Below are 13881 nucleotides of genomic sequence, written 5' to 3'. Positions count from 1 at the left end.
GAGCACTTGCACCCGTATCTAGACAAAAAGTTCTAGACACAAAGTTCTAGATCATTTAATCTAGATTGCAAGGACACCATAACCGGAGCCGCATCCATGAGCCAATTGCTGAACGCCGTCATCCCCGCCCTGGGCTGGTCCCTGCTGCACTTCCTGTGGCAAGGCCTGCTGATCGGCTGTGTGGCGGCACTGGCCCTGCATGCCTTGCGCAATGCCCGCCCGCAGGCGCGCTACCTGGTGGCCTGCGTGGCCTTGCTGCTGTGCGCGGCGCTGCCGCTGGCCAATTTCGGCTGGCGCCTGGCTGATGCGGCCGACACCGGCTATGTGCTGCCGGCGCCGATCGAGAGCAGCGCCATCGCCGCCATCCCCGGCGCCGCCGATGGCGTGGGCGTGGAAACCGCCCTGGTCGATGTCGACGCCATGACTTCCTGGGAATACCTGCTGCGCCGCCAGATCCCCTGGCTGGTGCTGCTGTGGGCGGCCGGCGCTGCGCTGATGACCTTGCGCCTCTCGCTCGGCCTGCAATGGGTGCGCACCCGCACCTTGCCCAGCCATTACCATGCCGACCCGGCCTGGCAGGCGCGCGCCAGTGCGCTGGCGCAGCGCATGGGCATCCGCCGCAACGTGCGGCTTGGTGTATCCGACGATGCGCTGGAAGGCCCGATCACGGCCGGCATCCTGCGCCCGATTGTGCTGCTGCCAGCCTCGCTGGTCAGCGGCTTGCCGCCTGACCTGCTGGAAGCGCTGCTGGCCCACGAGCTGGCCCATGTGCGCCGCCATGACTACCTGGTCAACCTGGTCCAGAGCGGCATTGAGATTTTCCTGTTCTACCACCCGAGTGTCTGGATGCTGTCCAAGCAGATCCGCCTCGAGCGCGAACAGATTGCAGATGATTTGGCCGCAAGCACGCTCGGCGAACCGCGGCGCCTGGCACTTGCACTTTCCGAGCTGGATAAATTCCAGTTCACCACCACACACTTTGCTGCCCCCGCGGCACACGGAGGAGACCTCATGTCCCGTATCAAACGCCTGATCCGTCCTGATGCACAGCCCCTGAGCTGGAAGATGGCGACCCCATTACTTGGTATTTTTGCCGCCTGCGCCGCGCTGTATGCCCACGCGATGCCGCAAGCGGTGACGCTCCCGGCCGCCAGCGCCGTTGCCGCACCAGCGGCGCTGGCCGCGCCGGCTGCCGAAGCGGCCCCCGCCGCCGAGGCTGCGCCCGCCGCTGAAGCCGCACCAGCCGCCGAAGCCGCGCCCGCCGCCAGCCCGGCACCGGCTCCCAGTCCCGTCCCGATGACCTCCGGCGCGTCTGATGCCGACGACCAGGACGTGCCGGTGCCACCCGCACCGCCTGCGCCGCCAGCACCACCAGCCCCGCCGATGGGTGCTGTGCCGGATGTGCCGGCCCCGCCAGCCGTACCGGCCGGCCTGCCCAAGCCACCCAAGGCGCCCAAGCCACCGAAGCCGCCCAAGGAACTGAAAGGCATCTACAACGGCAGCCATATCTACCTGGACGATAGCGGCCGCACCGCCTATGCCATCGTGCGCGACGGCGAAGAGGCCATGCACGTGCACGGCCGCCGTGGCGATCTGGACGAAGCGCGCCGCCTGAAGCTGGAAACCAAGGGCGACTACATCTACGTCCGCAAGGAAGGCAAGTCCTACGTGATCCAGGACCCGGCCCTGCTGGCCAAGGTCAAAGCCGCCTGGCAGCCGGCCGAAGCGCATGGCAAGAAGATGGAAGAGCAGGGCAAGCAGATGGAAGTCCACAGCAAGGAAGTGGAAGCCATGAGCGCCCAGATCGAGAAGGAAGTCGAAGCGGCCATGGGCAGCAAGGAACAGCAGCGCGCCCAGCGCGAGATGGAACGCGCCATTGAACGCAAGCTGGAAAACTCGGCGCGCCAGCAGGAACGCATCGGCCGCGCCATGGAGAAAGCCTCGCGCAAGATGGCGCTGGCCGACGACAAGACCCGCGCCCAGCTCGAACGCGATATGGAAGAACTGCGCAAGCAAATGGAGCCGCTGAGCGCAGAGATGGCACGCCAGGGCGCTGAAATCGCCGCCAGCCACGCCGCCATCGCCGCGCGCCACGCCCCGATGGCCGCCATGCATGCCCGCATCGCCGAAGCCACCAAGCCGCTGCAGGAACTGGGCCGCAGGATGGGCGAGCTGGGCCGCGAGCAGGGCCGACTGTCGCGCGAAGCCGACAAAACCTCGCGCGCGTTGATTGAAGAAGCCATCAGCAACGGTAGCGCCAAGCCGGTGATGTAAACTGCCCGGCATGGGCATAACGACAAGATTGCGCGCCAATGTGCGTGCGGCGCGGGAGCTGTGGCAACGCCTGCGCCAGCGCCACGCCAGCACGCCGACAGCGGCGCGCCGCCTGCTGGCGGCAGTCGCGCTGCGGGCCTATCGCCGCCTGGCTTACGCCGTCAACGATGGCTTCCTGATGCGCCGCGCCAGCGCGCCCCGCTTTGCCGCCTTCCAGGCGGGCATCGCGGAGCGCCTGGGCGGCCATTTTTACGTCATCGTCATGCCGGACACCTTGCACTTCCTGCTGCCTTGCCTGCGCCTGGTGGCGGGCCGGCTGCCCATCGTCCTGCTGCTGAATGGCGCGCGTGCCTGGGAAGCGGCGCTGCTGCGGCAGCATTTCCCGGACTTGCCGCAGTTCCGCGTGGCCACGCTGCCGCGTTCCAGCGTCAACCACGGCGCCATGATCGACATGATGCTGCGCCATAATGCGCACGACTTCGGCATTCTCGACCACGACCTCTACCTGTTCGACCAGCGCGTGCTGCAGGAGCTGCGTTTCAGCGACGCCGAGTTCCTGCTATGCCTTCTGGCCGATAGCGGCCCGCGCTGGACCTATCCGCTGACCCACTTCCTGTATTTCCGCGCGGCGGCCTGGCAGCGCCTGATGCGGCAGTACGGCGTGGGCGCGGGCATCTACCGCAAGGTGCCGGCCGCGGCGCGCGGCCAGCTGCGCGGCGCCGGCCTGCGCGATGGCGAAACGCTCAAGCCGTACCACGATTTCTATGACACGCTGCATGTGCTGCTGGCGCTGGGCTATTCGGAAGGCATGGAGCTGGTCCAGTTCGAGTTCGCCGATGGCGGCGTGATCCACCTGGGCGGCACCAGCATCGGCAGCCATCACACCAAGGGCATGATGGATCTCTACATCCACTTGCTGTTCCTGGAGTTGGCGCAGGTGCCGGAGCTGGAGCGGCGCTACGCGCACCTGGCGGCGCCGTTCAACAACGCGGGTGCGCTGCGCGCCCGCCTGCCGCAGACGCCGGAAGTGCGGCGCCAGCTCGATCTGCTGGACCGCCTGGCGGGGCAGCTCAATGGTCAGGCCCTTGCCAGCCGGACCGGTTGCAGCAGCGCCTCGAACTGCTCCACCGGCAGCGGCGGCCCGAACAGATAGCCCTGGAAGGCGCGGCAGCCCTGGCGCGCCAGGTAGCGCTGCTGTTCTTCCGATTCCACCCCTTCCGCAATGGCGGACAGGCCCATGCTGTCGGCCAGGGTCAGGATGGTCTTGGTGATGGCCGCATCGTCGGCGTTATGGACGATGTCGCGCACGAAGGAGCGGTCGATCTTCAGCTGGTATAGCGGCAGGCGTTTGAGGTAGGCCAGCGAGGAATAGCCGGTGCCGAAATCGTCCAGCGAAATGCCGATGCCGGCCGCCTGCAGTGCCGCCATCTTGGCAATCGAGGCTTCCACGTCGTCCAGCAGCAAACCCTCGGTCAGCTCCAGCTTCAGGCGGCGCGGCGAGGCGCCGCTGCGCGCCAGTGCACCCATCACCTGCTCCACGAAGTCGCTCTGGTGGAATTGGCGCGGGCTGACGTTGACCGCCAGCTCCAGCTTGGCGGTGGCCGGGTTGGCGGCCCAGGCCACCAGCTGTTCGCAAGCCTGCTCCAGCACCCAGGCGCCGAGCGGCAGGATCAGGCCCGATGACTCGGCGGCCGGGATGAACTGCATCGGCGGCACCAGGCCGCGCACCGGATGCTGCCAGCGCAGCAGGGCCTCGGCGCCGGTGATGCGGCCTTCGCCATCGACCTGCGGCTGGTAGTGCAGCAGGAACTGCTGCAGCGCCAGGCCGTGGCGCAGGTCGGCGTCCAGCGCGGCACGCGCGCTGACCACGGTCTGCATGGCCGGGTCGAAGAAGCACATGGTGTTGCGGCCGGGCGCCTTGGCCTGGTACATCGCCATATCGGTCTGCTTCAGCAAGTCCTCCACGCTTTCCATGTCGCCGCGAAACACCGTGATGCCGACGCTGGAAGTGCAGCTGTGCTGGTGCGGGCCCATGGTGTAGGGCTCGTTCTGGCGCGCCAGCAGCTTGGCGCCGATGGCGCGCGCCTGCTCGGCCGCCAGCTCGTTGTCCTCGGCCAGGTTCTCCAGCATGATCACGAATTCGTCGCCGCCCAGGCGCGCCACGGTATCGCTATCGCGCACGCAGCCGACGAAGCGGCGCGCGGCCTGCTGCAGCAGCATGTCGCCCACATTGTGGCCGAGCGTGTCGTTCAGGTCCTTGAAGTTGTCGAGGTCGATGAACAGCAGGGCGCCGCACTGGCCGGTGCGCGCGCTGGCCGCCAGCGCGTGGTGCAGGCGGTCCATCAGGCAGCGCCGGTTGGGCAGCTGGGTCAGGAAGTCGAACAGCGCCAGGTTGCGGATTTCCTGCTCCGAGGCTTTGCGTTCGGTGATGTCGGTCAGGGCGCAGACATGGTGGGTAATCTCGCCGGCCGCGTTGCGCACGGCCGTCACCACCAGCCAGCAGGGGAAGCGCCCGCCGCCCTTGCGCTGTTGCCAGACTTCGCCCTGCCAGGCGCCGTGCGCGGCCACGCCGTCCCAGATGCGCTGCTGCATGGCCGGCTCGTCGCACACCAGCAGTTCGCTGTCGAGTGCATCGCGTTCGGTATAGCCGGTGATGTCGGTATAGGCGCGGTTGACGCGCAGGATCATGTGCTCGGCGTCGGTGATGGCCATGCCTTCCAGCGATTCGAAGGCGGTGGCGGCCACGCGCAGGTCGGCGTCGGCCTTCTGCTTTTCGCGCAGGTAGAGTGCGGTGGCGGTGGCGGCGGCCACCAGCATGCCGCCGGCCAGTTCCATCAGCATGAACATCCAGAAGCGGCGCGTGCCCTGGTGCAGCAGGGCTGGCAGGGGGCGCGGCACGGTCACCGTCATGGTGCCGTCGACCAGTGCACGGGTGGCCAGCACGCTCGGTATGCCGGCGCCGGCGATGCGCGCCACGCCGGGCATGGCGGCGCTGTGCCATGGTTCAAGGGTGATGCTTTCGAAACGTTCCTGCCCGTAGCGCTGGCGGCGCTGCTGCAGTTCCAGGCCCTGCGCGCTGGCGGCAGGCAGCGCCTGGTGGCGCAGGCGGGCGTCGGCGGCATGGATGATGACACCGTTGATATCGGCAATCCAGGCGTGCGTATTGCCGGCCATGGCGCCCAGCGCGCTGGCGTTCAGCTTGACCACGGCTACGCCAAGGAACTGGTCGCCGCTGCGCACCGCGTGGGCGTAGTACAGCGCGCCCACCTTGCCGTCGCGTCCGACGCCGTATTGTTCGCCCTGCTCGCCGGCGCGCGCCTGGATAAAGTAGTCGCGGTCGCCGAAATTGCGGCCGACGAAGAGCGGGGATTCGGCCACGTTGCTGGTGGCGATGCAGGTGCCCGTCGCATCCAGCACGAACATGCTGTCGACCTTGAGGGCGCGTGCGGTTTGCGCCAGCTGCTCGTTGGATGCGTCGTCGCCGCCGGCCTGCAGGGCAATGCGGCGGATGCCGGAGTCGCGCGCCAGCATCAGCGCGAAGCCGCGCAGGCGGGCCTGGCTTTCTTCGATATTGCTGGCCACGTTGACGGCGTGGTCCTGCGCCATCTGCCGCTCGTGCTGGAGCATTTCGTCGGCCAGGTGATCCTGGAAGTAGCCGGCGCCGAGCCAGGCGATCACGCTCCAGACCATCAGCAGCATGGCGATCAGGCGGTACGAACGCTCGAAGGAAAACAGGCGACGCTTGCCGACATAGGTCGCCACGATGGTAATCACGATCAGTATGCTGGTGAAGACCAGCACCGATGCCGCCAGTACGCTGGGACTGATGTGGGCCGCGTCGCCGGCCTCGCTGCCGCCGTTGCGCACGAAGTAGGCGGCGGCCATCGCCGTGTAATGCATGCCGGCCACCGCCAGCCCCATGACGCAGGAGCTCCACAGCGGCGAAGCGGGACGCCAGCGCCCTTGCAGGCGCCCCAGGCGGAACTTGAGCCACAGCGCGGTGGTCGCCAGCACCACGGCCACCACGATCGACAGCAGGAACAGGCGCAGGTCGTATTGGATCATGCCTTCGAACTGCATGGCGGCCATGCCGGTGTAGTGCATGGCGCCGATACCGGCGCCGAGCAAGGTGCCGCCTACCCACAGCCGGCGCGGGCTGGGTGGGCCCTGGCTGATCACATGCAGCGCGAGCGCGCTGGCCAGCATGCCAGGCACGGTGGAGAGCAGGGTCAGGCCGGCGCCATAGCTGGTAGCGCAAGGCAGGGCGAAGGCCAGCATGCCGACGAAGTGCATGGCCCAGATGCCGAGTCCAAGGCAAAAGCCGCCCGCTGCCAGCCAGCCTGCACGGCGCGCCGCACTGCCTGCGGTCGGCAGCAGCTGCGCGACCAGCAAGGCGGCATATGAAGCAAAAATAGCGACCGCCACCGACAGGATGACGAGGAGGGGATCGTAATGGCCTAGATAGAGCACGCTGCTGTCGGGCGCGCCCAGGACGAGTATCAGGTAGTCGAACATTGCAACCCTTATAATGAGTTATTGCAATAACGGACAGCGACTCTCCCAATCTAGCAGAAATATTGCGATTCTCGTATTAACTACATTAATGGCAGAAAGCATGTCGATAAACGGGATTTGCTTGCCGATTGCAACCATGTACCTGCGCCCCCTTACTGCCGATGATGCCGCTGCCGGCCACGCCTTGCGCCTGATCCGCGACAGCGGTTCCAAGCAGCGCCACCGCGTGCATATCCGCGGCCTCTATGTGGCGGCCGCGCATCGCGGCAAAGGCGCCGCGCGCATGTTGATGGAGCATCTGCTGGAATTCGCCGCCACGCTGGACGAAATCCCCATGAACAAAGTGCTGGTGCGCTAAGGCTGGACGGCTTTAGACGCGTTCCAGCTTGGCGACCGAGAGGTCGAGCACCTTGATGCCGGAGCTGCCGAAGTTGATTTGCGCGCGGCAGTTGGCGCCGCTGCCCTCAATGTTGATGATGACGCCCTCGCCGAACTTGGCGTGCGCCACGGATTCGCCGATGCGCCAGCCGCCGGAGGCGCCGGAAGCCTGGTTGATGCGTGCGGCCAGGCGGTTGTCGGCGCTTGGCACGGACGGCATTTCATCCCAGGCCGATTTGCGCGAACCGGTGCCGAACCAGTTGCCTTGCTGGACGCGGGCGGTCAGCCACTTCAGCGACTCTTCCGGCAGTTCGTCGAAGAAGCGCGACTTCATGTTGTAGCGCGTCTGGCCGTGCAGCATGCGGGTCTGGCAGAACGACATGTACAGGCGCTTGCGGGCGCGGGTGATCGCGACGTACATCAGGCGCCGCTCTTCTTCCACGCCGCCGTCCTCTTTCGAGCTGCTTTCGTGCGGGAACAGGCCTTCTTCCAGGCCGGTGATGAAGACGTTGTCGAATTCCAGGCCCTTGGCCGAGTGCACGGTCATCAGCTGCAGCGCATCCTGGCCTTCCTGCGCCTGGTTGTCGCCCGCTTCCAGCGAGGCGTGCGAGAGGAAGGCCGACAGCGGCGACATCACGGTGGCCAGCGGGGCATCGGCGTCGATGATTTCGACACCGTCCGCCACCACCACTTGCGCGCCAGCGGCGGCGGAAGCCTGCGGGCCCAGGTGCGCGGGTGCGCCCTGGCCGAAACCTTCTTCCGACACGAACTGGGTCGCGGCGCTCACCATCTGCTCCAGGTTCTCGACGCGGTCGGCGCCTTCTTTCTCATTCTGGTAATGCTGCAGCAGGCCGGACGAATCCAGCGTGACGCGGACCAGCTCCGGCAGCGCCATCTGCTGCGTTTCGAAACGAACGCCTTCAATCAGCTTGGTGAACGAGCCCAGTGCGCTGCCGGCCTTGCCGACCATATACGGCACGGCGGCATACAGCGAGCAGTTATAGGTGGCCGCTGCGTTCTGCAATTGCTCGATCGAGCGCGCGCCGATGCCGCGCGCCGGGAAGTTCACCACGCGCAGGAAAGCGGAATCGTTATGCGGGTTGTCCATCAGCTGCAGGTAGGCGATCGCGTGCTTGACTTCGGCGCGCTGGAAGTAGCGCAGGCCGCCGTACACGTGGTAAGGCATGCCGGCCGAGAACAGCGCATGCTCGATCACGCGCGACTGCGCATTGGAACGGTACAGGATGGCGATCTCGCGGCGCGTTGCGCCTTCCGCGATACGGGCCTTGGCTTCCTCGATGATCCACTGTGCTTCCTGCAAGTCCGAGCTGGCCTCGTACACGCGAACCGGCTCGCCGTGGCCGGCGTCGGTGCGCAGGTTCTTGCCCAGGCGGCGGCTGTTGTTCGAGATCAGCAGGTTGGCCGCATCCAGGATGTGGCCGTGCGAGCGGTAGTTCTGTTCCAGCTTGATCAGGTTCTTGACCTGGAACTCGCTTTCGAACGCCTGCATATTGCCCACATTGGCGCCGCGGAAGGCGTAGATGCTCTGGTCATCGTCGCCCACCGCAAACAGCGCGCCGCCGAACGGCGAGGCATGGCCGGCCATCAGCTTCAGCCAGGCGTATTGCAGGTTGTTGGTATCCTGGAACTCGTCCACCAGGATGTGGCGGAAGCGCTGCTGGTAGTGCTGGCGCAGCGGCTCGTTGCGCGACAACAGTTCGTAGGTGCGCAGCAGCAGTTCGGCGAAATCCACCACGCCTTCGCGCTGGCACTGGTCGTCGTACAGCTGGTACAGCTCGACCAGCTTGCGCTCCATCGCGTCATAGGCCTCCACCTGCGAAGCGCGCAAACCCTGGTCCTTGTTGTTGTTGATGAAGTACATCACCGTCTTCGGCGGGAACTTCTCGTCGTCGATATTGTTCGCCTTCAGCAGGCGCTTGATCATCGACAGCTGGTCCTGCGAATCGAGGATCTGGAAAGTCTGCGGCAGCGCCGCATCCTTGTAATGGGTGCGCAACAGTCGGTTGCACAGGCCGTGGAAGGTGCCGATCCACATGCCGCGTGTATTGATCGGCAACATGGTGCTGAGACGGGTCAGCATTTCCTTCGCCGCTTTATTGGTAAAGGTCACGGCCAGCACGCCGGCAGGGGACACTTGCCCGGTCTGGATCAGCCACGCGATACGGGTGGTCAGCACGCGCGTTTTGCCCGATCCGGCGCCGGCCAGGATCAGGGCATTTTGCGGTGGCAGGGTGACTGCTGCGAGTTGTTCGGGATTGAGGTTGTGGAGGAGATTCTGCATCCCGCCATTATACCCGGCGGGCCGCTCAGGCAGCGGCGCGCAGCGGCGCCGGTTGCCGTTTCGGCATGCGGCGCGCCAGCTTCATGGCCGGGTGTTCCACGCAGTGCCAGCTGAAGGCGGCGCAGGCGAAAGTCACCACCAGGCCGGCCGCCAGCAGGCGCAGGGCGCCGGCTTCCGGCATCACGTGCGCCAGCATCAGCATCACCGGCCAGTGGTAGATGTAGACGCCATAGGAATAATCGTGCTTCTGGATGTGGCTAAGCCAGGATGGCAGGCGCGCGCTGCCCACCCACAGCGCCACGGCGCAGGCGAACAGCATGACGCCCACCAGCGAGAAGCCGCTCGGGGTGAGCGCTGCGTTGCGGGTCCAGTTCAGCGCGAGCAGGATGCCGGTGGCCAGCACCATTCCGACGCCAAAGCGCAGGTGGCGCGCCAGCGTCTGCAGCACGATCCCGCCCAGGAACAGGGTCCAGAACGCGGTTTCCCAGATATAGCCGGACAGCAGGGCAGGGAAGGCTTGCGCCGCCGCGATCAGGGCCAGCGAGGACACCAGCAGCCAGACGCGCATCGGCGCCACGGCGGCCAGGCCGAGCAGAGCCAGCACCACGTACATGCGCGCTTCCCAGTACAGCGTCCACAGCGAACCATTCAGCGCGCGGCCTTCCAGCACGCCGGGAATCGCCAGCACGGCGGGCGGGTCGAGGTAGCGCAGGCTGTGCAGGGTGGCGTTGCTGAAGATGTAATGCCAGGCGTCGGCGCTGAACAGGCCGGCGATGCCTTGCGGCGAGAAGAAGGTGACGGCCACGGTCGTGGTCAGCAGCAGGCAGACCAGCAGGCCAGGCACGATGCGCGTCACGCGCCGTACGGCAAAGCGCAGCAGGTGCGGGTCGCGCAGCCAGCTGTGCGACACGAACAGGCCGGAGACCAGGAAAAATACGCCGACCGCCACCATGCCCAGGTCGGCTACCGGCGACAGCCAGGCCGTCAGCGGGTCTTGCGCGCCGGGCGTGCGCCCGTTCAGCTGCCAGGCGTGGTACACCACCACCAGGGTGGCAGCCACCAGCCGCACCAGGTTGAAGCCATTGTCGTGCGAGGAGGTGGCGCTGGACAGTGCGCGCGGGTTACGCCCCATCGGCGCTCTCCTGGCTGACCGGGCTATCCTGGCTGCCGGGGCCGCCGAAAATGGTGCGGTAGGCGGCGTACACCGAGCACTGGATCACCATCACCATCACCATCAGCAGCGATTGCGACAGCGCCATGCCGAGCGCCGTGCGGCCGACCACCAGCTGAACCGCAAACATGCCGAGCATGACGATCACCATCCAGCACACGAAGTAGACGACGAAGGCCGCCAGCGCGCGCCACACGGCGAAGAAACTGTAGAACAGGGCCTTGCCCACGCCCATCTGCTGCCAGTTGATCAGCGGGGCGGCAAACAGCATCGCCATGCTGATCGGCAGCGAGAGCAGGAACACCAGCAGCAGGGCGCTGCCGCTGCCAGGCAGCGCCTGCGATATCTCAGGCTTGGCCTGCGGCACCGCCATCTGCAGGATGGCGTCGCTGCCGACCATGCCGGCAAATATCAGGGCCAGCAGGGACACCATCAGCACGAACAGTGCACCGAGTCCGACCAGGCGCGGGAACACCGGCTTCTGGAAAATCGGCCGCAGCACCTCGCCCGTCAGGCGCTGGTCGCGGTCGGCGGCCAGGCAGGCTTGCAGGAAGACGGCGGTGGACACCGGCCCCAACACCACCGGCAGCCATTGCCCCACCAGCGGGATAATGCCCAGCACCACGCTGGCCAGCAGGTAGGCCAGCATCACCAGCATCAATCCGCCGGGTTGCTTGCGGAAGATGGCGAAGCCTTCACGGATCCAGGCTGGGCCTGCGCTGGCGGGTATCTTGCTCATTTAATACAGCTCCGGTGCCGGGACGGCAATGCGCTCACGCAGGATGCGCTCAAAGTGGGTCGGGTCGTGCGGCGTCAGCATCTGTGCCGCGCGCGGCAGGTAGAAATCGTACAGGCGGCTGATCCAGAAACGCAGGGCGCCGGCGCGCAGCAGGGCCGGCCACAGCGAATGCTCTGTGGCCGTGAATGGACGCACCGCATGGTAGGCGTCCAGCATGGCGCGTGCGCGCGCTTCGTCGATCTGGCCGCTGGCCAGGTCGATGCACCAGTCGTTGACGGTCACCGCCACGTCGAACAGCCAGCTGTCGCAGCCGGCGAAGTAGAAGTCGAAGAAGCCGGTCAGGCGCTCGCCGTCGAACATCACGTTGTCGCGGAACAGGTCGGCGTGCACCGGGCCGCGCTGCAAGGCGTGGTAGTCGGCGGAAGCATGCAGCGCTTCCTGGAATTTCATTTCCTCGTGCAGCAGGTGGGCCTGTTCCAGCGCCAGGTGCGGCAGCACGGCGGCGGTAGCTTCGCGCCACCATGGCAGGCCGCGCAGGTTAGGCTGCTGCAGCGTGAAGTCCTGGCCCGCCAGGTGCATGCGCGCCAGCATGGCGCCGACCTCAGCGCAATGCACCGGCTGCGGCGCCATTTGCGGCTTGCCTTCCAGCTTGGAGACGATGGCGGCCGGCTTGCCGTGCAGCGGCACGCACAGTTCGCCCTTGTCGTTGGCCACCGGGGCCGGCACCAGCACGCCGTGGTCGGCCAGGTGGTGCATCAGCTGCAGGTAGAACGGCAGCTGCTCGAAGCTGAGGTTTTCGAAAATCGTGAGCACGTATTCGCCGCGCTCAGTCGTAATGAAGAAATTGCTGTTTTCGATGCCGGATGCGATACCTTTCAGCGCAACGGCTTTGCCAAGCGGGAATTGGGTGATCCAGTGGCCGACATCTTCCAGAGTGACCGGGGTAAAAACTGCCATGAGTTACCAGATTTAGTGTTCGTGTGGGGCGCGCGCTTACTTGGAGGCTGGCGCGGCCGGCTGGGCTGGCGGTGGAGGCGGCGGCGGGCCGTCTTCCTTGTCCGCTTCCTCGGCAGAACGTTTCTTCTTCTTGCTGAGGAGGTCGAACTCCAGCACGGTCCACTGCGGGCCACGGTTGGCCGAGCCGGCGGCATCGCCGGGCAGTGCGCTGCCAGCCGGGGTATTCGGCTTGACGGTGTACGTGCTTCTGCCGCTCTTGACCTTGGCTTCGGTCACGCGGCCACCTTCGCGCTTCTCGACGATTTTGGTTTCCGTGCCCGATTTCGAGGTCACGGTGACCGGATTGTCGACTTCCTCGATTTTTTCCAGCTGCTTCGGCTGCGGCTGGGGCGGTGCGGACTGGGCCGCGGCGCCGGCGGCCAGCAGGAAGAGGGGTACAGCAAGCCAGGAAGGGGAGGCGCGCATGATGGGATTTCGCTAAGTTTTATTGGTTTAACCATTGTATCAAAAGCCCCCCTGTCCGGTTGCAAAACTCTGCGATAATGGAATATTGAGATTTACACCACACACCCTGCTATGCAAAAGACCCTGTTGCTGGTCGATGGTTCCAGCTACCTGTACCGCGCCTTCCACGCCCTGCCAGACCTGCGCAGCGCCGAGGGCTATCCGACCGGCGCCATGCACGGCATGGTCAATATGCTGCGCCGCCTGCGCGCCGATTTCCCCGCCGCCTATATCGCCTGCGTGTTCGACGCCAAGGGAAAAACTTTCCGGGATGACATGTATCCGGACTACAAGGCGACCCGCGCGCCGATGCCGGACGACCTGCGCCTGCAGATCGAGCCGATCCACGAGGCGGTGCGCGCCATGGGCTGGCCGATCCTGATGGTGGAGGGGGTGGAGGCGGACGACGTGCTGGGCACCCTGTCGGTGCAGGCTGAGAAGGCTGGCATGGAAGTGGTGATTTCCACCGGCGACAAGGACCTGGCGCAGCTGGTGACGCCGCACGTCACCCTGATCAACACCATGACCAATGAGAAGCTGGACGAGGCGGGCGTGCTGGCCAAATTCGGCGTGCCGCCGAACCGCATCATCGATTACCTGACCCTGATCGGCGACACCGTCGACAACGTGCCGGGCGTGGCCAAATGCGGCCCGAAAACCGCGTTGAAATGGCTGCAGGAATACGGCAGCCTGGATGGCATCATGCAAAACGCCGACAAGATCGGCGGCGTGGTGGGCGGCAACCTGCGCGCGGCGCTGGAATGGCTGCCGAAGGGCCGCGAGCTGATCACCGTCAAGTGCGACTGCGACCTGTCGGCGCACATGATGTCGATTTCCGAATCGCTGGGCGCGAAGGATGAAGACCGCGAGATGCTGATCGCCTTCTTCACCAAGTATGGCTTCAAGACGCTGCTGCGCGAACTGTCGGGCCTGACCCCGGCCGCACCGGCGCCGGGCAGCGCCGCCGCCGGAGCCGCCGCCGCACCGGCGCGGGGGGGCCCCCCCCCCCCGGGGGCCGCCCCGCCCCCCCCCCCCAGCGAC

General features: G+C 66.2%; 10 protein-coding genes. 4 read left to right on the top strand and 6 right to left on the bottom strand.

The features are described from left to right. Positions 1–96 precede the first annotated feature (96 nt). Both AAHE99_RS25450 and AAHE99_RS25445 read left to right on the top strand, forming a co-directional pair. Positions 97–2274 carry a M56 family metallopeptidase gene (locus tag AAHE99_RS25450; RefSeq protein ID WP_342120688.1) on the top strand — a complete coding sequence of 726 codons (2178 nt, stop codon included), beginning with the start codon at positions 97–99 and terminating at the stop codon, positions 2272–2274. A 10-nt stretch (positions 2275–2284) separates the two neighbouring features. Then, a complete protein-coding gene (locus AAHE99_RS25445; protein ID WP_342120686.1) occupies positions 2285–3427 on the top strand; it encodes a hypothetical protein in 1143 nt (380 codons plus the stop codon). On the opposite strand, the gene AAHE99_RS25440 is transcribed toward AAHE99_RS25445, so the two are convergent. After that, the gene (locus AAHE99_RS25440; RefSeq protein WP_342120684.1) at positions 3352–6789 is read right to left on the bottom strand and encodes an EAL domain-containing protein; all 3438 of its coding nucleotides are present in this window, start codon (positions 6787–6789) and stop codon (positions 3352–3354) included. The two genes, AAHE99_RS25445 and AAHE99_RS25440, sit on opposite strands and share 76 nt — an antisense overlap. Before the next feature lie 136 nt (positions 6790–6925). Between AAHE99_RS25440 and AAHE99_RS25435 the strand changes: the two genes are divergently transcribed. After that, positions 6926–7147: a GNAT family N-acetyltransferase gene (locus tag AAHE99_RS25435; RefSeq protein WP_342120683.1), complete on the top strand. Its 222-nt coding sequence runs from the start codon at positions 6926–6928 to the stop codon at positions 7145–7147. A gap of 12 nt (positions 7148–7159) precedes the next feature. Here the strand turns inward: AAHE99_RS25435 and AAHE99_RS25430 are convergent, their stop codons facing one another. From AAHE99_RS25430 to AAHE99_RS25410, 5 genes are read right to left on the bottom strand one after another with little or no spacing between them, the layout of a single operon-like run. Continuing rightward, positions 7160–9469, bottom strand: a complete 2310-nt coding sequence (locus AAHE99_RS25430) for a UvrD-helicase domain-containing protein (RefSeq protein ID WP_342120682.1) — start codon at positions 9467–9469, stop codon at positions 7160–7162. 25 nt (positions 9470–9494) lie between these two features. Further along, a complete protein-coding gene (locus tag AAHE99_RS25425; protein WP_342120681.1) occupies positions 9495–10601 on the bottom strand; it encodes an acyltransferase family protein in 1107 nt (368 codons plus the stop codon). Further along, positions 10591–11379, bottom strand: a complete 789-nt coding sequence (locus AAHE99_RS25420) for a BPSS1780 family membrane protein (protein ID WP_342120680.1) — start codon at positions 11377–11379, stop codon at positions 10591–10593. Before AAHE99_RS25420 ends, AAHE99_RS25425 begins: the two co-directional genes overlap by 11 nt. After that, the gene (locus AAHE99_RS25415) at positions 11380–12336 is read right to left on the bottom strand and encodes a homoserine kinase (RefSeq protein WP_342120678.1); all 957 of its coding nucleotides are present in this window, start codon (positions 12334–12336) and stop codon (positions 11380–11382) included. A 36-nt stretch (positions 12337–12372) separates the two neighbouring features. Beyond that, on the bottom strand, positions 12373–12801 hold the full coding sequence (locus AAHE99_RS25410) for a hypothetical protein (RefSeq protein ID WP_342120677.1): 429 nt from the start codon (positions 12799–12801) through the stop codon (positions 12373–12375). A 111-nt stretch (positions 12802–12912) separates the two neighbouring features. On the opposite strand from AAHE99_RS25410, the gene AAHE99_RS25405 reads away from it, so the two are divergent. Next, on the top strand, positions 12913–13881 hold a 969-nt coding region (locus AAHE99_RS25405), incomplete at its 3' end, for a 5'-3' exonuclease (RefSeq protein ID WP_342120675.1).

Source organism: Pseudoduganella sp. OTU4001 (assembly GCF_038440195.1).
Lineage (GTDB): Bacteria > Pseudomonadota > Gammaproteobacteria > Burkholderiales > Burkholderiaceae_D > Rugamonas.
The sequence above is the reverse complement of the archived record's forward strand: the minus strand, read 5'-3'. Positions and strand labels throughout refer to the sequence as shown.